The 17,044-nt window shown below is 48.9% G+C and carries 18 protein-coding genes and 1 pseudogene; 14 read left to right on the top strand and 5 right to left on the bottom strand.

Features of this window, described 5'->3' with window-relative positions; all coding sequences use genetic code 11:
• Window positions 1-52: 52 nt before the first annotated feature.
• Window positions 53-625, top strand: coding sequence for a manganese efflux pump MntP (gene mntP, locus LCF41_RS10440; RefSeq protein ID WP_180741104.1), 573 nt, complete (start codon window positions 53-55; stop codon window positions 623-625).
• 68 nt (window positions 626-693) lie between these two features.
• On the opposite strand, the gene rlmA is transcribed toward mntP, so the two are convergent.
• The 3 genes from rlmA to LCF41_RS10425 form a co-directional block, all read right to left on the bottom strand.
• Window positions 694-1,524: a 23S rRNA (guanine(745)-N(1))-methyltransferase gene (gene rlmA, locus LCF41_RS10435; RefSeq protein WP_225087987.1), complete on the bottom strand. Its 831-nt coding sequence runs from the start codon at window positions 1,522-1,524 to the stop codon at window positions 694-696.
• A gap of 106 nt (window positions 1,525-1,630) precedes the next feature.
• Entirely contained in the window at window positions 1,631-1,840 is a 210-nt protein-coding gene (cspE, locus tag LCF41_RS10430) for a transcription antiterminator/RNA stability regulator CspE (protein WP_005968829.1), read from the bottom strand.
• Between the two features lie 40 nt (window positions 1,841-1,880).
• Window positions 1,881-1,997: a DUF2627 domain-containing protein gene (locus tag LCF41_RS10425; RefSeq protein ID WP_085996916.1), complete on the bottom strand. Its 117-nt coding sequence runs from the start codon at window positions 1,995-1,997 to the stop codon at window positions 1,881-1,883.
• Between the two features lie 947 nt (window positions 1,998-2,944).
• Between LCF41_RS10425 and LCF41_RS10420 the strand changes: the two genes are divergently transcribed.
• The 5 genes from LCF41_RS10420 (at window position 2,945) to LCF41_RS10400 (ending at window position 7,595) form a co-directional block, all read left to right on the top strand.
• Window positions 2,945-3,859 carry a metal ABC transporter substrate-binding protein gene (locus LCF41_RS10420; RefSeq protein WP_225087986.1) on the top strand — a complete coding sequence of 305 codons (915 nt, stop codon included), beginning with the start codon at window positions 2,945-2,947 and terminating at the stop codon, window positions 3,857-3,859.
• Window positions 3,856-4,746, top strand: a complete 891-nt coding sequence (locus LCF41_RS10415; protein WP_225087985.1) for a manganese/iron ABC transporter ATP-binding protein — start codon at window positions 3,856-3,858, stop codon at window positions 4,744-4,746. Before LCF41_RS10420 ends, LCF41_RS10415 begins: the two co-directional genes overlap by 4 nt.
• Window positions 4,746-5,609, top strand: a complete 864-nt coding sequence (locus LCF41_RS10410; RefSeq protein WP_225087983.1) for a metal ABC transporter permease — start codon at window positions 4,746-4,748, stop codon at window positions 5,607-5,609. Before LCF41_RS10415 ends, LCF41_RS10410 begins: the two co-directional genes overlap by 1 nt.
• Window positions 5,606-6,463 (top strand): metal ABC transporter permease, encoded by an 858-nt coding sequence (locus LCF41_RS10405; protein WP_225087980.1) that lies wholly within the window; start codon window positions 5,606-5,608, stop codon window positions 6,461-6,463. Before LCF41_RS10410 ends, LCF41_RS10405 begins: the two co-directional genes overlap by 4 nt.
• Window positions 6,464-6,734: 271 nt before the next feature.
• Window positions 6,735-7,595, top strand: coding sequence for a fructosamine kinase family protein (locus tag LCF41_RS10400; RefSeq protein ID WP_225087979.1), 861 nt, complete (start codon window positions 6,735-6,737; stop codon window positions 7,593-7,595).
• 70 nt (window positions 7,596-7,665) lie between these two features.
• On the opposite strand, the gene LCF41_RS10395 is transcribed toward LCF41_RS10400, so the two are convergent.
• A complete protein-coding gene (locus tag LCF41_RS10395) occupies window positions 7,666-8,214 on the bottom strand; it encodes a YniB family protein (RefSeq protein WP_225087977.1) in 549 nt (182 codons plus the stop codon).
• A 176-nt stretch (window positions 8,215-8,390) separates the two neighbouring features.
• Between LCF41_RS10395 and hxpB the strand changes: the two genes are divergently transcribed.
• Window positions 8,391-9,062 carry a hexitol phosphatase HxpB gene (gene hxpB / locus LCF41_RS10390; protein ID WP_225087976.1) on the top strand — a complete coding sequence of 224 codons (672 nt, stop codon included), beginning with the start codon at window positions 8,391-8,393 and terminating at the stop codon, window positions 9,060-9,062.
• A gap of 80 nt (window positions 9,063-9,142) precedes the next feature.
• On the opposite strand, the gene LCF41_RS10385 is transcribed toward hxpB, so the two are convergent.
• On the bottom strand, window positions 9,143-9,475 hold the full coding sequence (locus LCF41_RS10385; protein WP_180741437.1) for a cupin domain-containing protein: 333 nt from the start codon (window positions 9,473-9,475) through the stop codon (window positions 9,143-9,145).
• 381 nt (window positions 9,476-9,856) lie between these two features.
• Between LCF41_RS10385 and LCF41_RS10380 the strand changes: the two are divergent.
• The 7 genes and pseudogenes from LCF41_RS10380 to LCF41_RS10350 form a co-directional block, all read left to right on the top strand.
• Window positions 9,857-9,997 (top strand): annotated as a pseudogene (locus LCF41_RS10380) (5-dehydro-4-deoxy-D-glucuronate isomerase); the annotation flags it as partial.
• Between the two features lie 81 nt (window positions 9,998-10,078).
• On the top strand, window positions 10,079-10,840 hold the full coding sequence (kduD, locus tag LCF41_RS10375) for a 2-dehydro-3-deoxy-D-gluconate 5-dehydrogenase KduD (RefSeq protein WP_180741113.1): 762 nt from the start codon (window positions 10,079-10,081) through the stop codon (window positions 10,838-10,840).
• A 273-nt stretch (window positions 10,841-11,113) separates the two neighbouring features.
• Window positions 11,114-12,745 carry a pectate disaccharide-lyase PelW gene (gene pelW / locus LCF41_RS10370; RefSeq protein WP_225087975.1) on the top strand — a complete coding sequence of 544 codons (1,632 nt, stop codon included), beginning with the start codon at window positions 11,114-11,116 and terminating at the stop codon, window positions 12,743-12,745.
• A gap of 46 nt (window positions 12,746-12,791) precedes the next feature.
• A complete protein-coding gene (locus LCF41_RS10365) occupies window positions 12,792-13,682 on the top strand; it encodes a carbohydrate ABC transporter permease (protein WP_180741115.1) in 891 nt (296 codons plus the stop codon).
• On the top strand, window positions 13,675-14,580 hold the full coding sequence (locus LCF41_RS10360; RefSeq protein ID WP_010299968.1) for a carbohydrate ABC transporter permease: 906 nt from the start codon (window positions 13,675-13,677) through the stop codon (window positions 14,578-14,580). The genes LCF41_RS10365 and LCF41_RS10360 overlap by 8 nt, the downstream gene beginning before the upstream one ends.
• Window positions 14,581-14,593: 13 nt before the next feature.
• On the top strand, window positions 14,594-15,721 hold the full coding sequence (locus LCF41_RS10355; RefSeq protein WP_015840145.1) for an ABC transporter ATP-binding protein: 1,128 nt from the start codon (window positions 14,594-14,596) through the stop codon (window positions 15,719-15,721).
• Between the two features lie 15 nt (window positions 15,722-15,736).
• A complete protein-coding gene (locus LCF41_RS10350; RefSeq protein WP_225087974.1) occupies window positions 15,737-17,026 on the top strand; it encodes an ABC transporter substrate-binding protein in 1,290 nt (429 codons plus the stop codon).
• The last annotated feature ends 18 nt before the right edge of the window (window positions 17,027-17,044 follow it).

Below are 17,044 nucleotides of genomic sequence, written 5' to 3'. Positions count from 1 at the left end.
TTGGGGATGATCTGCGTGTATATGGTTAATCGTCCAGCCGAGGCTATTTACAATGAATATGTCAGCAACACTTATCCTAGCATTTGGTATGTCAATGGATGCCTTCGCCGCGTCAATCGGTAAAGGTGCCGTCCTGCATAATCCTCGTTTCCGCGATGCCATTCGTACCGGACTCATTTTTGGCGTCATTGAGGCTATCACCCCCCTCATCGGCTGGGCACTTGGTTTTTTTGCCAGCCAGTATATTCTCGAATGGGATCACTGGGTTGCGTTTACGCTACTAGTTATTCTCGGTGGTCGGATGGTCATTGAAGGGCTCAAAGGCTCCGACGACTGCCGTTGTGAGAAAGTCAAAAATCATAGTCTGGCGTTATTGATCTGCACCGCTGTCGCCACCAGCCTGGATGCCATGGCAATCGGCGTTGGTCTGGCTTTCCTTCAGGTGAATATTTTTCATACCGCGATGGTGATTGGTTTTGCCACCATGCTCATGGTGACAATCGGTATGATGATTGGCCGCTACATCGGCCCGATTCTCGGCAAGAAAGCGGAAGTGATTGGTGGGTTGGTTCTGATTGGTATCGGCTGCAATATCCTGTACGAGCACCTCGGCTACGCCGCCTGATAAACTCATCTTACTTCAACGGGCAGCCCGACTATCGTGCTGCCCGTTTTTATTCTTCTCGATCTTGATTAAGCGACGACGTCGCTATCAATACGCTGATGTAAGCGGATAATAAAATCCGTTTCACAGCTAAATGCGGCGGCCGCACGCAATCGCTCGCTAACATCTGGCGTGGCTCGCCAGGCAAAGGGCGTCATCTGCAATAGCGCCGCAGCCTCGTTCCCGGATAGCTGCATTGGGTACGCGAGCGTTTGCTGCTCCATAAGCTGAAAGCCGACGAGCGCTTCATCTTTGCTCGGGTGCAATAACACCTCATCGTAGACTTCCGCTTTCAGTTGATAAAGATGTCGAGGCCCCGGAGACACCGTTACCACCCAACCTCCAACCTTAATGGTGCGCTGTAGCTCCGCGTCGTTACACGGCGCGTAAATTTTTACCACAGCATCAAGGGATTCGTCGCGAAAAGGCAGTCTCTGGCTGGATGCAACGCAAAACTCAACGTTTTCATACCGTTTTGCCGCACGCTGAATCGCCGCTTTGGACACATCCAGTCCGTAGATCGTCATCGTTCTGTGCGATGTAAGACGCTGCGCCAGCTCCGCGGTGTAATACCCCTCACCACAGCCGATATCCAACAGAGCAGCAGCGTCATCTGCCACAATAGCATCAACGTGTTGCGCCACCATGTCGCGTAGCGGCTGATAGTGACCGGCTTCCAGAAAACTGCGCCGTGCCTGCATCATTTCAGCGCTGTCGCCAGGCTGTTTTGAACGCTTAAACTGTACCGGCAACAGGTTAACGTACCCTTCTTTCGCACAGTCAAAGCTATGTTTACCACACGTCCATTGCCGCGGGTGTCGCTCCAGAGGTAACTGGCATAGCGGACACTGATAACTCATCGGCACATTTTCCTCATTAAAAACACCTTTATTACGTCACGGGTAAAATAAAACGCAGACAACAAAAAACCCGCACCATGGCGGGTTTTGCAACAGAGCTGTAAAATTACAGCGCAGTGACGTTTACTGCGGAAGGACCTTTCTGGCCATCCTGAATTTCGAATTCTACATTCTGGCCTTCAGCCAGAGTTTTGAAGCCGTTGCCTTGAATTGCAGAGAAGTGTACGAATACATCTTTGCTGCCGTCAGCAGGAGTGATGAAACCAAAGCCTTTAGACTCGTTGAACCACTTAACCTGACCTTTAATCTTTGCCATTTCAAATATTTCCTTTAATTGTTTAAACCGCCAAAAGGCGTTATACAGACAAACCAAAGTCGTTACTGCTTGAGGCACTAAGATAAGGATCGGCAGAGAAGCAGCATGCAACGCTAAAGGTTGTACTTAAGTCTTCTTTACTGAAAATGCCATTCATATACAGAACTGTACCTCGTTTTACCCAGAAGCGTTATTACACACTATGTAATCGATGGCAAGGCCTTTTTTATCAGTCGTGGACATGCCGCACAAATTCACATCATCCCTGATTCATTAATACACGATAACGTTCGCTGATGCCTATATTCACTGGCGGCATCTGGCACCACACAATAAGCGCGCGAAAGATTCTATTATGCAAAAAAATACGCGACAGCCGTCGCATTTCTGACACAGATGCACCAGCAATCATAACAAAAAGCTATAATTGGTGTGCGACGATGAAGGGATATTGAACATTAACAACAAGCGTGCCCGACAGCGGCCACGCTTATATCAATGTTTAAAATGGATTGTCATTTTTATGCTATGTATATCTTTTGCATTAATACATTACATAATAGAAATTATTTATAGACTAACTTTTCGTTACGCCAGAAATTAACTGGTTTTAACCAGTAACACCAATAATGCCACCAGAAAAGTCAATAATACTAAACTTGCCAGCTTCCAGCGTCGTTCTGATTTTGTGCTCATATCACTTACGATCCTTTCGTATAAACGAGAGACATCTCTCACATTCTTTATGGTTTATCGGCAGCCGTTGATATTTTCTTAAGGCTACATCAGATTTCTCTCTTTTTTGGCGTAAATTTCGCCATGCGTATGATCAAATATAGCTGCACGACAGTTCACCACTGTTACCGTTAGACTTTCGTTGTAACCTTAAGTAGGATTCATTAAATTAAAGCAACATTTATGTTACTAAAGGAGCATGATGCGTTCCTTACCCGCGCAAGCACGCACGACGAGCCTGCGAACAGTGATTTCTTGTGTCATGAGACACCCTCCACTATTGACTCTCCGCCCTTCTCTGCCTCTTGACTTAAATGATATTGATAATTATTCTCAAGTAACACTTCCACGGTTTGTAAGGATATCCGCATGATTGGTTTTCACGCCCGTTTACCTGCTCTGTTCCGCCGCATTGCGCTACCGTGCATCTTACTGCTTTTAGCCAACGCCTCCGCTCAGGCGGCTGAAAAGCTTAAAGTCATCACCACCTTTACCATCATTCAGGATATCGCACAGAATATCGCTGGCGATGCCGCAACGGTCGAGTCCATCACCAAGCCCGGTGCAGAGATTCATGATTATCAACCGACACCGCGCGATATTGTAAAAACACAGTCTGCGCAGTTGGTGCTGTGGAACGGCATGAATCTTGAACGCTGGTTTACGCGCTTTTTCGAAAACGTAAAAAATGTGCCTGCCGTCGTGGTAACTGAAGGCATAACGCCACTTCCGATCCGTGAAGGTGCCTATAATGGCAACCCAAACCCACATGCCTGGATGTCTCCCTCCAATGCATTAATCTATATTGAAAATATCCGCAAAGGCCTGGTGCAAGCCGATCCCGCCAATGCCGAGACGTATAACCGTAACGCCAAAGCCTACGCAGAAAAAATTAAGGCTCTCGACGAACCGCTACGTGAACGTCTCTCCCGCATCCCAGAACAGCAACGCTGGTTAGTCACCAGTGAAGGCGCATTCAGCTATCTGGCGAAGGATTATCAGTTCAATGAAGTCTATCTCTGGCCAATCAATGCCGACGAGCAAGGGTCGCCGCAGCAGGTACGTCGGGTTATCGATACCGTGCGTGAGAAGGCTATCCCTGTGGTCTTCAGCGAAAGCACGGTTTCCGATAAACCAGCAAAACAGGTGAGTAAAGAAACGGGAGCGAAATATGGTGGCGTGCTGTATGTTGATTCGCTGTCTACAGAAAAAGGCCCTGTGCCAACCTATATCGACCTGTTACAAGTGACGGTGGAAACCATCGCGAAAGGATTTAATCAATGAGTAGCGATCGAGCAGTACAGTCATTAGACGTCAATGATGTTTCGGTTACTTACAGCAACGGGCATCAGGCTATTCGCCACGCCTCGTTTTCCCTGACCGGCGGTACGATTTGCGCCCTGGTTGGCGTCAACGGCAGTGGGAAATCAACGTTGTTCAAAAGCATCATGGGGTTGGTCAAGCCAACCTCAGGGCAGGTATTGCTCAACCAGCAACCTATCTATCAGGCGCTGAAACAGAATCTGGTTGCTTATGTTCCCCAAACAGAAGATGTGGACTGGAATTTTCCCGTTCTGGTTTCCGACGTCGTCATGATGGGGCGCTACGGACGGATGAATTTTCTGCGCATCCCGAGTAAGCAAGACCGTGCCATTGTGGCGGAATCGCTGGAGCGCGTCGGGCTATCGACGCTGCAACATCGCCAGATCGGCGAACTGTCCGGTGGTCAGAAAAAACGCGTATTTCTGGCGCGGGCGCTGGCTCAGCAAGGCAGCGTATTACTGCTGGATGAGCCTTTCACCGGCGTCGACGTTAAAACGGAGAACGCGATTATCGATCTGCTGCGCACCTTGCGTGATGAAGGCCATTTGATACTGGTGGCAACCCATAATCTCGGTAGCGTTCCAGAGTTTTGTGACAACGTTATTTTAGTCAATCGTACCGTATTAGCCGCAGGCCCCACGCACAGCACCTTTACTCAGAGCAATTTGGAAAAAACATTCGGTGGCGTTCTACGACACATCAACCTCGGAGGCTCTCATCTGCATGATGACGATGACGTCCGTTCAGTGACGGTGTTAACAGACGATGAGCGTCCAGCCGTATTCTATGGTTCGACCAAGAGCGACCCTCCGGCGTCACGCGCCATACCGGAGGAGAAAAAGCCCTGATGATCGATATCCTGTTGCAGCCATTCAGCTATAACTACATGGTCAAAGCGATCTGGGTCAGCGCCATTGTCGGCGGCGTATGCGCTTTTCTTTCAGCATACCTGATGCTGAAAGGCTGGTCGCTGATGGGCGATGCGCTCTCTCACTCCGTCGTACCGGGTGTCGCCGGTGCCTATGCATTAGGCCTCCCCTACGCTGCCGGTGCATTTTTTACCGGTATGCTCGCCGCACTGGCAATGACGCTGATCCGTCACATAACCCGATTGCGCGAAGATGCGATTATCGGTTTTATTTTCTCAACGTTTTTCGCTGTCGGCCTGCTGATTATTTCGCTCAACCCGACATCGGTTAATGTACAGTCCATCATTTTCGGCAATATCTTGGGCATTGCCGACGAAGATATCCTGCAAGTTGAAATCATCATCGGCGTGACGTTCGTAATTCTTTGCCTGCTATGGAAAGATCTGCTGGCCGTATTTTTTGATGAGAACCACGCCCGTTCGATTGGCCTTTCTCCGCTGAAGCTGAAAATTTTGTTCTTTACGCTGCTGAGTGCTTGTACTGTCGCGGCGTTGCAAACGGTCGGGGCGATTTTGGTGATCGCGATGGTGATTACACCGGGCGCCACCGCGTATTTACTCACCGATCGGTTTGGGCGTCTGGTGGTGATATCGATTGCACTTGGGGCGATCACCAGCGCCGTGGGTGCGTATCTGAGCTTTTTCCTCGATGGCGCAACCGGTGGCGTGATTGTCACACTGCAAACCCTTGTCTTCTTGCTGGCGTTTGTTTTTGCGCCAAAACATGGGTTACTGGCTTCGCGCCGCCTGCGGCTACGCGATCAATCAGGAGATGCGTTATGACGCTAATAAGCTGGTTAATCGATCCCCTATCCTATCCGTTCATGCAGCGTGCTCTACTCGCCGCCGTCGTCACAGGTACGGTTTGCGCGGTGCTGTCGTGCTATCTGGTGCTGAAAGGCTGGTCGCTAATGGGTGATGCCATTTCCCACGCCGTGCTGCCCGGTATCGTTGTCGCCTTTTTACTGGGGATCCCGTTGGTTATCGGGGCTTTTGTTTCCGGCATTTTTTGTGCGATAGCAACGGGATACGTGAAAGAGCACAGTCGAGTCAAAGAAGACACGGTAATGGGGATCATCTTTTCCGGTATGTTTGCGCTGGGGCTCGTCATGTTTGCGCGCATCGATACCGATCAGCACCTGAACCATATCCTGTTTGGTAATGTGCTGGGCATCACTCAACAAGAGCTGACGCAAATCTTACTGATTGCCGGGGTGACGTTAGCGATCATGTTGCTAAAACGGCGAGATTTCATGCTGTACTGCTTCGATCCCAATCATGCCCGCGTCATTGGCCTGCCCGTTAAGCTGCTGCACTACGGGTTATTAAGCCTGTTGGCAATGACTATCGTTGCATCATTGCAGGCCGTCGGCGTTATTCTGGTGATCGCGATGCTGATTGCGCCGGGCATTATTGCCTTCATGGTCTGTAAGCGCTTCGAGCGTATGGTGCTTGTCGCTACGCTGGTTTCCGTCATTTCTTGTATTGCTGGCACCCTGATCAGTTTCTATATTGATGGCGCGACGGGCCCTTGTATCGTCATCGTTCAGGCTCTGTTCTTTACGCTGGCGCTGACGTACCACCAGCTTAAACTACGTCGCCAGGCTAGCTCTCAGGTTGTCACTGACGCACTGTAATCCCCGCTGTTTTTCTTCTACTTAACATGACGTAACCGGAAATCAAGCATCGGTTACGTCATTCATACCGATTTATTGCTTCATCCTGAGGATTGAGCGCCATCCTAACTCCGTTATTTTTAATTCCGTCTATACTTGTTTTTCGCTATCACCGCCTATCGGTTATCACTGTGCTGTAGATTCCATTTTTATTACGCTCAATGGGTTACCGTAAGCGAATCATCCCAGTGAATAGCAGGGTATCGGGCAACATCAACGGGAGGATGACCTTATGTGGCAAGCTATCAGCCGACTTTTGGAAGAGCATCACGGTACTGCAGAAATTCAGGAACACCGCGAGTTGTCCGGTGGTGAAATACATCCAGCCTGGTATGTCCGTTATGGCGAGCACGATGTTTTCGTGAAATGCGATAGTCGTGAAATGCTGGCCAAATTCACTGCTGAAGCCGATCAGCTTCACCTGCTGAGCCGCAGCAATACCGTGCGAGTGCCCGCTGTTTACGGTGTCGGTAGTTCACGCGATCACAGCTTCCTGCTTCTGCAATACCTGCCCGTTAAACCGTTGGATGCCCACAGCGCCTGGTGTCTGGGCGAACAGTTAGCTCGCCTGCATCAGTGGAGCGACCAGCCGCAATTTGGGCTGGATTTCGACAACGACCTCTCAACAACGCCTCAGCCAAACAGCTGGCAGCGGCGCTGGGCGACCTTTTTTGCCGAACAGCGAATTGGGTGGCAGTTACAGTTGGCTGCGGAGAAAGGGATGCACTTTGGTCACATTGAAACACTGATCGCACGCGTTGAGGAACGCCTCGCGGGGCATCAGCCACAACCGTCGCTCTTGCACGGTGACTTGTGGCCAGATAACTGCGCGAATAGTCAAGATGGTGCTTATCTGTTCGATCCGGCCTGCTATTGGGGGGACAGGGAATGTGACTTAGCGATGCTGCCGCGCTACCCAGCCCTGCCCGCACAGATTTATGATGGCTACCAAAACGTGTGGCCATTGGATAAAGGCTTTATCGATCGCCAACCCATTTACCAGATTTATTACCTGCTTAACCGCGCCAATCTTTTCGGCGGTAAACACATCGTTGAGGCGCAGCAGCTCATCGAGCGACAACTCTTGAGTTAATGCAAGCCGTTGGATCTACGGTAGGAAGGATGTTTCAACGTCTGGCGCAGACTTTGCGCCAGACGATTACTCAGACGGGCAACCCTAATAAACGCAATACCAGATAGCCAACGCCAGCAATAATCACCGGCAGGATATAAAGCGGAAAGAATTGCACAAAAATCGTGTGTCCTGGAACGATGACACGTGACTCCAGCGTCTCACGCGTGTTCCCGTCATCCCCTTTCATCTTTTCCAGAATCAGTTGATCTTCAATACCTTCCTTTATTGCTTTAGCCTGACGAGACATCCGGGCACCCGAAACCTGCAATGCCAGACCAATAAAAATCAGGATGTAGATCAGCCAAAACATCAGCGTCGCGGCACTGAAAAAGCGCGTAAAATCCGGTACCGGCGAGTTGAACCAAAAAATATTCAGGAAAGGCGTATTAAAACGCACCATGTCGACCATCAAATGCAGAAAATCCAGGAGAACCGCGTCAATACCCTGTTTTTTCTGGGTATACGCGTAAAGATAGTTAGCCAGCGAGACGAGCGTTGAAAGCAGCGCGGGAATAAAAAGGATCCATCCGGCAATGCGTTTAACGACGGCAATACGGCCAGCCTGTTGATACGTCATGAGAACCCCTTCTTAGCGACGCAACATCGGTAATATATCGTTTTAGTACGACGGGTAGCCTACTGTAAGTTTGCGTGCAGTCAACTCTTTATCTCCCACACCGCCTGATCGGCCACCTTCTTTAGGGTATAGTTTACCACTAAATCTTCTTTTTCTTTGCTGACGGAGCCAGTGGTATGTCCTTTGATTCTTCTCTACGCGCGGCGATTTTCGATATGGATGGGCTGCTGATTGATTCAGAACCGCTGTGGGATCAAGCAGAACTGGAAGTGATCGCCTCGCTGGGCGTAGATATTTCGTTACGGCAGTCAATGAAAGATACGCTAGGCCTGCGCATCGATATGGTTGTCGAACTGTGGTATCAGCTCTCCCCCTGGGCAACACTCAGTCGGGATGAAGTTGTCCGCCGTATTATCGATCGCGCCATCGAGCTCGTTGCCGAACAGCGCCCGCTTCTGCCCGGCGTCGAACATGCTCTGAAATTGTGCCGTGCGCAGAATCTCAAAATTGGTCTGGCTTCCGCTTCGCCGCTCCACATGCAGCAGCAGGTGCTGAAAATGTTTAATCTGGAGCACTACTTTGATGTCTTAATGTCCGCCGAGACGCTGCCCTATAGCAAACCTCATCCCGAAGTCTATTTGAATGCCGCGGATGCACTTGGCGTTTCCCCTACGCAATGCGTGACGCTGGAAGATTCAGTGAACGGGATGATCGCTACCAAGGCAGCACGCATGCGTTCAATCGTTATTCCACAGGCGGAGTTCCGCGCTGACGCACGTTGGGTACTGGCAGATCATAAGCTGGACTCGCTGACTCAGCTAACCGAAAAGCATTTAGTGCAGGCATAAAAAGCAGGAAAATAGAAAAGCGGATGTGGTTAGAGAGTACGAAAGCGTGACCAGCCAACAACTGGCCACGCTTTGAGGTATTACAGGAAGTCAGCGCGCTTAGGCGAAAACGTATCGATCAAGACGCTGCCGTCTTCCAGCGAAACGACACCGTGCATCTCGTTTTTCACCGCCAGATAAGCGTCGCCAGTTTTCAGAATACGCTTCTCGCCCTCGATCACCACTTCAAAGCTGCCTGCGGCAACATAAGCAATCTGATCGTGAATCTCATGGAAGTGAGGCGTACCAATCGCACCTTTATCAAAATGGACAAGCACCATCATCAGTTCATCAGTCCAAGTCATGATCTTGCGTTTAATGCCACCGCCCAACTCTTCCCATGGCGTTTCATCATCAATAAAGTATCTTCTCATCATCATCTCTCCTCTAACGCTTGTATTGCCCATACCTTCTATTGCGTCAACAAACCGTGCACGACAACGAGTGTATGACTATGGATTGCGACATTTTAGCCACATCAGTACCAGAAGAAACATAAAATAAGCAAAACCATGACGGCCCTCAAGAAATAAATAAAACATTATTTCATTTTTATTGAATTCACATCCCATCCAAACTATCATCCCGCATAACACGAAAGAACCGGGCATGTTGAGGAACAGGTGACGTTGTCACTGCCACGCGACATCATCTGTTTCGCCCGGCGCTTTCGCCAGACACAATTTTGGCGTCAAGAGCATGATGGGCACCGTAGGAAGCCCATCACTGAGTGATAAAAATGAAATGGTTATAAAAACGAGCAGACGGTGATTTCACCGAGCTGGTCGATTGATTCCGGTGTTGGCACCAGATGCTACACCTTCATCTGGGGCATGGTTGGCGAGAATCAGGTTTTCGGTGACATGGATCACGTCAAGGTTAGCGAGTTACGTTAATCGCTTTCTACCGGAATTACCGGTGTTCCCTACAGTAACAGCTAACGACTAAGTATTGTCGCTTATAGAGAGATTACAGATATGATTTTAAATTCTTTTGATTTGCAAGGTAAAGTCGCTCTTATCACAGGTTGTGATACGGGTTTGGGTCAAGGTATGGCTATCGGTCTGGCACAGGCAGGTTGTGATATCGTCGGCGTCAACATCGTTGAGCCAAAAGACACCATCGAAAAAGTCACTGCATTGGGACGCCGTTTCCTTAGCCTGACCGCCGACATGAGCAATGTCTCTGGTCATGCAGAGCTGGTAGAGAAAGCCGTTGCTGAATTTGGCCACGTTGACATTCTGGTCAACAACGCCGGTATCATCCGTCGTGAAGATGCGATCGATTTCAGTGAGAAAAACTGGGACGACGTAATGAACCTGAACATTAAGAGCGTGTTCTTCATGTCTCAGACCGTTGCACGCCAGTTCATCAAACAAGGCAAAGGCGGTAAGATCATCAATATCGCTTCTATGCTGTCCTTCCAGGGTGGTATCCGCGTACCGTCTTACACAGCGTCAAAAAGCGCCGTTATGGGCGTTACTCGCTTAATGGCGAACGAATGGGCAAAACACGGTATCAACGTCAACGCTATTGCGCCGGGATATATGGCGACCAACAATACCCAGCAGCTGCGCGCCGATGAAGAACGCAGTAAAGAAATCCTGGATCGTATCCCAGCAGGTCGTTGGGGCTTACCGCAGGACCTGATGGGCCCAGCCGTATTCCTGGCTTCCAGCGCATCTGACTACATCAACGGTTACACGATTGCTGTTGATGGTGGCTGGCTGGCTCGCTAAGCGCAGTTTTTCTTAGCGGCATTTCGCCAACTTTCGATAAAAAGCACAATTTTCGGTTGTGCTTTTTATTTATTTTTCAAGTTCTTATTTCTCTTTTTACGATTCTTTCTCCTGCTAAAATCCTTTCTTAAAAAAAATCAAAACAACGTTCCGACTTTGATCACACTTTCGATATTGCGTGCATGACGACAAGGTTAATAGCGCAATATAATCAATCAAAACAGTGTTTCTATTTATAAGGAACTGTTCCACGGTTCCATAAGAAGGTACTCCATGAGTATTTTTGAAAACTTATACACCAGCAGGAAATCGCAGCTCGACGAATGGGTTGCTGCACTTGATAACCACATTGCCTGCGTTCAGGATAAAGGCCGCAGCCAAACTCAGCCGACGTTATTATTGGCTGACGGTTTTGATGTGGAAAATTATGCCCCCGTGATGTGGCAATTCCCTGATGGACACAGCGCGCCTATTTCTAATTTCGCCAGCCAGCAAAATTGGTTAAGAACGCTGTGCGCCATGAGCGTGGTTACCGGTAATGATAGTTATCAGCAGCACGCTATCGCACAAAGCGAATATTTCCTGGATCACTTCGTTGATGATAACAGCGGCCTGTTCTACTGGGGCGGTCACCGTTTTATTAATCTGGATACGTTGGACGGCGAAGGCCCAGAATCCAAAGCTCAGGTGCATGAATTAAAGCACCACCTGCCCTATTACGCGCTATTGCACCGTGTTAATGCGGAAAAGACGCTGAATTTCTTTCAGGGTTTCTGGAATGCGCACGTTGAAGACTGGGATTCATTGGATCTGGGTCGCCATGGCGACTACAGCAAGAAACGCGATCCCAATGTTTTCCTGCATGCTCGCCATGATGTCGTCGATCCTGCACAGTGGCCTGTTTTGCCGTTAACAAAGGGACTAACTTTTGTTAATGCTGGCACAGACCTGATTTATGCCGCGTTTAAATATGCCGAATACACGGGCGATAGCCACGCCGCGGCCTGGGGTAAGCACCTTTATCGCCAATACGTGTTGGCGCGCAACCCAGAAACCGGTATGCCTGTATATCAGTTCAGTTCACCACAGCAGCGCCAACCCGTGCCGGAAGACGATAACCAGACGCAGTCCTGGTTTGGCGATCGCGCACAACGTCAGTTTGGCCCAGAGTTTGGTGAAATCGCGCGCGAAGCCAACGTGCTGTTCCGCGATATGCGCCCACTGCTGATTGATAATCCTCTGGCAATGCTGGATATCCTGCGCACACAACCCGACGCGGAAATGCTGAACTGGGTTATTTCAGGGTTAAAGAATTACTACCAGTACGCCTATGATGTCACCAGCAATACGCTGCGTCCGATGTGGAATAACGGTCAGGACATGACAGGCTATCGTTTTAAACGCGATGGTTATTACGGCAAAGCAGGAACCGAATTAAAACCGTTTGCGTTAGAAGGTGATTACTTATTACCGCTGGTTCGTGCTTATCGTCTGAGCGGTGATGAGGATCTGTATGCTCTGGTTAACACCATGCTGACGCGACTGAATAAAGAAGATATTCAATCCATCGCCAGCCCGTTACTGCTGTTGACCGTCATCGAACTGGCCGATCACAAGCAATCAGAATCCTGGGCACATTACGCCGCGCAACTGGCGGGCGTTCTGTTTGAACAACATTTCCATCGTGGGCTGTTTGTTCGCTCCTCAAAGCATCGTTATGTTCGTCTGGATGATACCTATCCGCTGGCTTTACTGACTTTCGTTGCCGCTTGTCGCAACAAATTAAACGATATCCCGCCGTATCTGACACAGGGTGGATATGTTCACGGTGATTTTCACGTTAACGGGGAAAATAGAATTGTTTATGACGTGGAATTAATTTATCCAGAGTTATTAACAGCTTAATTTTATATTTTTTTAATGGTTCACAATTAATCAATAGGTAAGCATTATGAATGAAAACAGAATGCTGGGGTTAGCCTATATCTCCCCCTATATTATAGGGCTGATAGTTTTTACCGCTTTCCCCTTTGTTTCGTCATTTATCCTCAGTTTTACTGAGTATGATTTGATAAATTCGCCTGAATTTACGGGGCTAGAAAACTATCACCGTATGTTCCTGGAGGATGACCTTTTTTGGAAATCAATGGGCGTTACCTTCGCCTATGTATTTCTGACCATTCCATTGAAATTAATCTTCGCACTGTTAATTGCGTTTGTACTTAATTTCAAATTACGTGGTATCGGCTTCTTCCGTACTGCTTACTATGTGCCTTCAATTTTGGGCAGCAGCGTGGCAATCGCCGTACTGTGGCGTGCACTGTTCGCTATCGATGGCTTGTTAAACAGCTTCCTCGGTGTGTTTGGCTTTGACGCTATCAACTGGCTGGGCGAACCGTCGCTGGCACTGATGTCGGTAACCCTGCTGCGCGTATGGCAGTTTGGTTCAGCGATGGTTATCTTCCTGGCTGCATTGCAGAACGTTCCGCAATCACAGTATGAAGCGGCAATGATCGACGGTGCATCCAAATGGCAAATGTTCCTGAAAGTAACGGTACCACTGATTACGCCGGTTATTTTCTTTAACTTTATCATGCAGACCACTCAGGCATTCCAGGAGTTTACGGCACCTTACGTCATCACTGGCGGCGGTCCAACGCACTACACCTACCTGTTCTCGCTCTATATCTATGATACGGCGTTCAAGTATTTCGATATGGGCTACGGTGCTGCCTTGGCATGGGTTCTGTTCCTGGTTGTTGCGGTATTTGCGTCTATTTCCTTTAAGTCGTCGAAATACTGGGTGTTCTACTCCGCTGATAAAGGAGGAAAAAATGGCTGACATGCATTCAAATCTGACGACAGCACAAGAAGTTGCTGCTGCAGAAGTACGCCGCACGCTGCGTAAAGAAAAACTCAGTGCCGCTATCCGCTACGTGATACTGCTGTTTGTTGGTTTACTGATGCTTTATCCATTAGCGTGGATGTTTTCGGCGTCGTTCAAACCGAACCACGAGATCTTCACGACGTTGGGTCTGTGGCCTGCCCACGCCACCTGGGATGGTTTCGTTAACGGTTGGAAAACCGGTACGGAATACAATTTCGGTCACTACATGATTAACACTTTCCAGTATGTGATTCCGAAAGTGGTTCTGACCGTCATCTCCTCGGTGATTGTGGCTTATGGTTTCGCTCGCTTTGACATTCCGTGGAAGAATTTCTGGTTTGCCACGCTGATTGCCACCATGCTGCTGCCAAGCACCGTGTTACTGATTCCTCAGTACCTCATGTTCCGTGAAATGGGCATGCTGAACAGCTATCTGCCACTGTACTTGCCGGTCGCGTTTGCAACACAAGGGTTCTTTGTGTTCATGCTGATCCAGTTCCTGCGTGGTGTACCACGTGATATGGAAGAAGCGGCCCAGATCGATGGCTGTAACTCTTTCCAGGTTCTGTGGTATGTGGTCGTGCCGATTTTGAAACCAGCCATCATCTCTGTTGCGCTGTTCCAGTTCATGTGGTCAATGAACGACTTCATCGGTCCACTGATTTATGTTTATAGCGTGGATAAATATCCGATTGCGCTGGCGCTGAAAATGTCTATCGACGTTACTGAAGGCGCTCCGTGGAATGAAATCCTGGCCATGTCCAGCATCTCCATTCTGCCATCCATTATTGTTTTCTTCCTGGCACAGCGCTACTTCGTACAAGGCGTGACCAGCAGCGGAATTAAAGGTTAATAGAGGATTTATCATGGCTGAAGTTATTTTCAATAAACTGGAAAAAGTATACTCCAACGGTTTCAAAGCCGTTCACGGCATCGACCTGACGATTAAAGACGGCGAATTCATGGTTATCGTCGGCCCGTCTGGCTGTGCGAAATCCACCACGCTGCGCATGCTGGCAGGCCTGGAAACCATTAGCGGCGGCGAAGTTCGCATCGGTGAACGCGTTGTTAACAATCTGGCGCCAAAAGAGCGTGGGATTGCGATGGTGTTCCAGAACTACGCCCTCTACCCTCACATGACGGTAAAAGAGAACCTGGCGTTTGGTCTGAAGCTGAGCAAAATTCCTAAAGAGCAAATCGAAGCGCAGGTAGCAGAAGCGGCCAAAATCCTGGAGCTGGAAGAACTGATGGATCGTCTGCCGCGCCAGTTGTCTGGTGGTCAGGCACAGCGTGTGGCCGTAGGCCGCGCCATCGTTAAAAAGCCAGATGTGTTCCTGTTCGACGAACCGTTGTCAAACCTGGATGCCAAACTGCGTGCTTCCATGCGTATCCGTATTTCCGACCTGCACAAACAGTTGAAGAAAAGCGGTAAAGCGGCAACCAGCGTATATGTTACCCACGATCAGACTGAAGCCATGACCATGGGTGACCGTATCTGCGTGATGAAACTCGGTCACATCATGCAGGTTGATACGCCGGATAACCTGTACCACTACCCTGTCAACATGTTCGTTGCTGGCTTCATTGGTTCACCAGAAATGAACATCAAGCCATGCAAACTGGTTGAGAAAGACGGTCAGGTTGGCGTTGTTGTGGGTAATAACGCACTGGTGTTAAGTGCTGAAAAACAAGATAAAGTCCGCAGCTATATCGGACAAGACGTATTCTTCGGCGTTCGTCCAGACTACGTTTCCGTGTCAGATACGCCATTTGAAGGCAGCCACTCACAGGGTGAGCTGGTTCGCGTAGAAAACATGGGCCACGAATTCTTTATGTACATTAAAGTCGATGGCTTTGAATTAACCAGCCGTATTCCTTATGACGAAGGTCGGCTGATTATCGAGAAGGGACTGCATCGTCCGGTATATTTCCAGTTTGATATGGAAAAATGCCATATTTTTGATGCAAAAACAGAAAAAAATATCTCTCTTTAACAGGAGTAGTAACCGATGAAAAAAGCGATCCTACACACGTTAATAGCTTCATCTCTGGCGTTAGTGGCAATGCCGTCTTTGGCCGCTGATAATGTGGAATTGAGAATGTCATGGTGGGGCGGCAACAGCCGTCACCAACAGACGCTCAAGGCCATTGAAGAGTTCCATAAGCAGCACCCAAACATCACCGTGAAAGCGGAATACACTGGCTGGGATGGTCACCTGTCTCGTCTGACAACACAGATCGCCGGTAATACCGAGCCAGACGTGATGCAGACCAACTGGAACTGGCTGCCGATTTTCTCTAAAAACGGCGATGGTTTTTACGATCTGAACAAAGTGAAAGATTCTCTGGATCTGACCCAGTTCGAAACCAAAGAGCTGCAAAACACCACGGTCAACGGCAAACTGAACGGTATTCCAATTTCCGTTACGGCTCGCGTGTTCTATTTCAACACCGAAAGCTGGAAAAAAGCCGGTCTGGAATATCCGAAAACGTGGGACGAGTTGCTGAACGCCGGTAAAGTGTTCAAAGAAAAACTGGGCGACCAATACTATCCTATCGTGTTGGAACATCAGGATTCTCTGGCGCTGCTGAACTCTTATATGGTTCAGAAATACAACATTCCAGCGATTGATGTAAAAGCTCAAAAATTCGCCTACAGCGATGCGCAATGGGCTGAATTCTTTGGCATGTATAAGAAATTGATCGACAGCCATGTCATGCCTGATGCGAAATACTACGCCTCTTTCGGCAAGAGCAACATGTATGAAATGAAGCCATGGATCACAGGCGAATGGTCTGGTACTTACATGTGGAACTCCACCATTACCAAGTACTCTGACAACCTGCAACCACCAGCAAAACTGGAATTGGGTAGCTACCCAATGCTGCCAGGTGCGAAAGATGCCGGCTTGTTCTTCAAACCTGCACAGATGCTGTCTATCGGTAAATCGACTAAGTATCCTAAAGAATCTGCCCAGTTGATCAACTTCCTGCTGAACAGCAAAGAAGGTGCTCAGGCTCTGGGTCTGGAACGTGGTGTTCCGTTGAGTAAAGCGGCTGTTGCTCAGCTGACTGCTGATGGCGTCATCAAAGACGATGCACCAGCGGTTGCCGGGTTAAAACTGGCGCTGTCTCTGCCACATGACGTTGCCGTTTCTCCTTATTTCGACGATCCGCAAATCGTTTCTCTGTTTGGTGATACCATCCAGTCTATCGATTACGGCCAGAAATCTGTGGAAGACGCAGCGAAATACTTCCAGCGTCAATCTGAGCGTATTCTGAAACGCGCAATGAAATAATGTAGTACTAGATTTACC

The organism is Pectobacterium colocasium (assembly GCF_020181655.1).
Lineage (GTDB): Bacteria > Pseudomonadota > Gammaproteobacteria > Enterobacterales > Enterobacteriaceae > Pectobacterium > Pectobacterium colocasium.
Note: the sequence above shows the minus strand (reverse complement) of the source record. Positions and strands in the feature narration are given on the sequence as shown.

Excerpts from the sequence above, each read along its gene's own strand:
- LCF41_RS10355 (WP_015840145.1), top strand. The coding sequence starts at position 14,594 with ATGGCTGAAGTTATTTTCAATAAACTGGAAAAAGTATACTCCAACGGT.
- kduD (WP_180741113.1), top strand. The coding sequence starts at position 10,079 with ATGATTTTAAATTCTTTTGATTTGCAAGGTAAAGTCGCTCTTATCACA.
- LCF41_RS10385 (WP_180741437.1), bottom strand. The coding sequence starts at position 9,475 with ATGAGAAGATACTTTATTGATGATGAAACGCCATGGGAAGAGTTGGGC.
- LCF41_RS10405 (WP_225087980.1), top strand. The coding sequence starts at position 5,606 with ATGACGCTAATAAGCTGGTTAATCGATCCCCTATCCTATCCGTTCATG.
- LCF41_RS10425 (WP_085996916.1), bottom strand. The coding sequence starts at position 1,997 with ATGAATGGCATTTTCAGTAAAGAAGACTTAAGTACAACCTTTAGCGTT.
- LCF41_RS10365 (WP_180741115.1), top strand. The coding sequence starts at position 12,792 with ATGAATGAAAACAGAATGCTGGGGTTAGCCTATATCTCCCCCTATATT.
- mntP (WP_180741104.1), top strand. The coding sequence starts at position 53 with ATGAATATGTCAGCAACACTTATCCTAGCATTTGGTATGTCAATGGAT.
- cspE (WP_005968829.1), bottom strand. The coding sequence starts at position 1,840 with ATGGCAAAGATTAAAGGTCAGGTTAAGTGGTTCAACGAGTCTAAAGGC.
- pelW (WP_225087975.1), top strand. The coding sequence starts at position 11,114 with ATGAGTATTTTTGAAAACTTATACACCAGCAGGAAATCGCAGCTCGAC.
- LCF41_RS10415 (WP_225087985.1), top strand. The coding sequence starts at position 3,856 with ATGAGTAGCGATCGAGCAGTACAGTCATTAGACGTCAATGATGTTTCG.
- LCF41_RS10350 (WP_225087974.1), top strand. The coding sequence starts at position 15,737 with ATGAAAAAAGCGATCCTACACACGTTAATAGCTTCATCTCTGGCGTTA.
- rlmA (WP_225087987.1), bottom strand. The coding sequence starts at position 1,524 with ATGAGTTATCAGTGTCCGCTATGCCAGTTACCTCTGGAGCGACACCCG.
- LCF41_RS10360 (WP_010299968.1), top strand. The coding sequence starts at position 13,675 with ATGGCTGACATGCATTCAAATCTGACGACAGCACAAGAAGTTGCTGCT.
- LCF41_RS10400 (WP_225087979.1), top strand. The coding sequence starts at position 6,735 with ATGTGGCAAGCTATCAGCCGACTTTTGGAAGAGCATCACGGTACTGCA.
- LCF41_RS10410 (WP_225087983.1), top strand. The coding sequence starts at position 4,746 with ATGATCGATATCCTGTTGCAGCCATTCAGCTATAACTACATGGTCAAA.
- LCF41_RS10395 (WP_225087977.1), bottom strand. The coding sequence starts at position 8,214 with ATGACGTATCAACAGGCTGGCCGTATTGCCGTCGTTAAACGCATTGCC.
- hxpB (WP_225087976.1), top strand. The coding sequence starts at position 8,391 with ATGTCCTTTGATTCTTCTCTACGCGCGGCGATTTTCGATATGGATGGG.
- LCF41_RS10420 (WP_225087986.1), top strand. The coding sequence starts at position 2,945 with ATGATTGGTTTTCACGCCCGTTTACCTGCTCTGTTCCGCCGCATTGCG.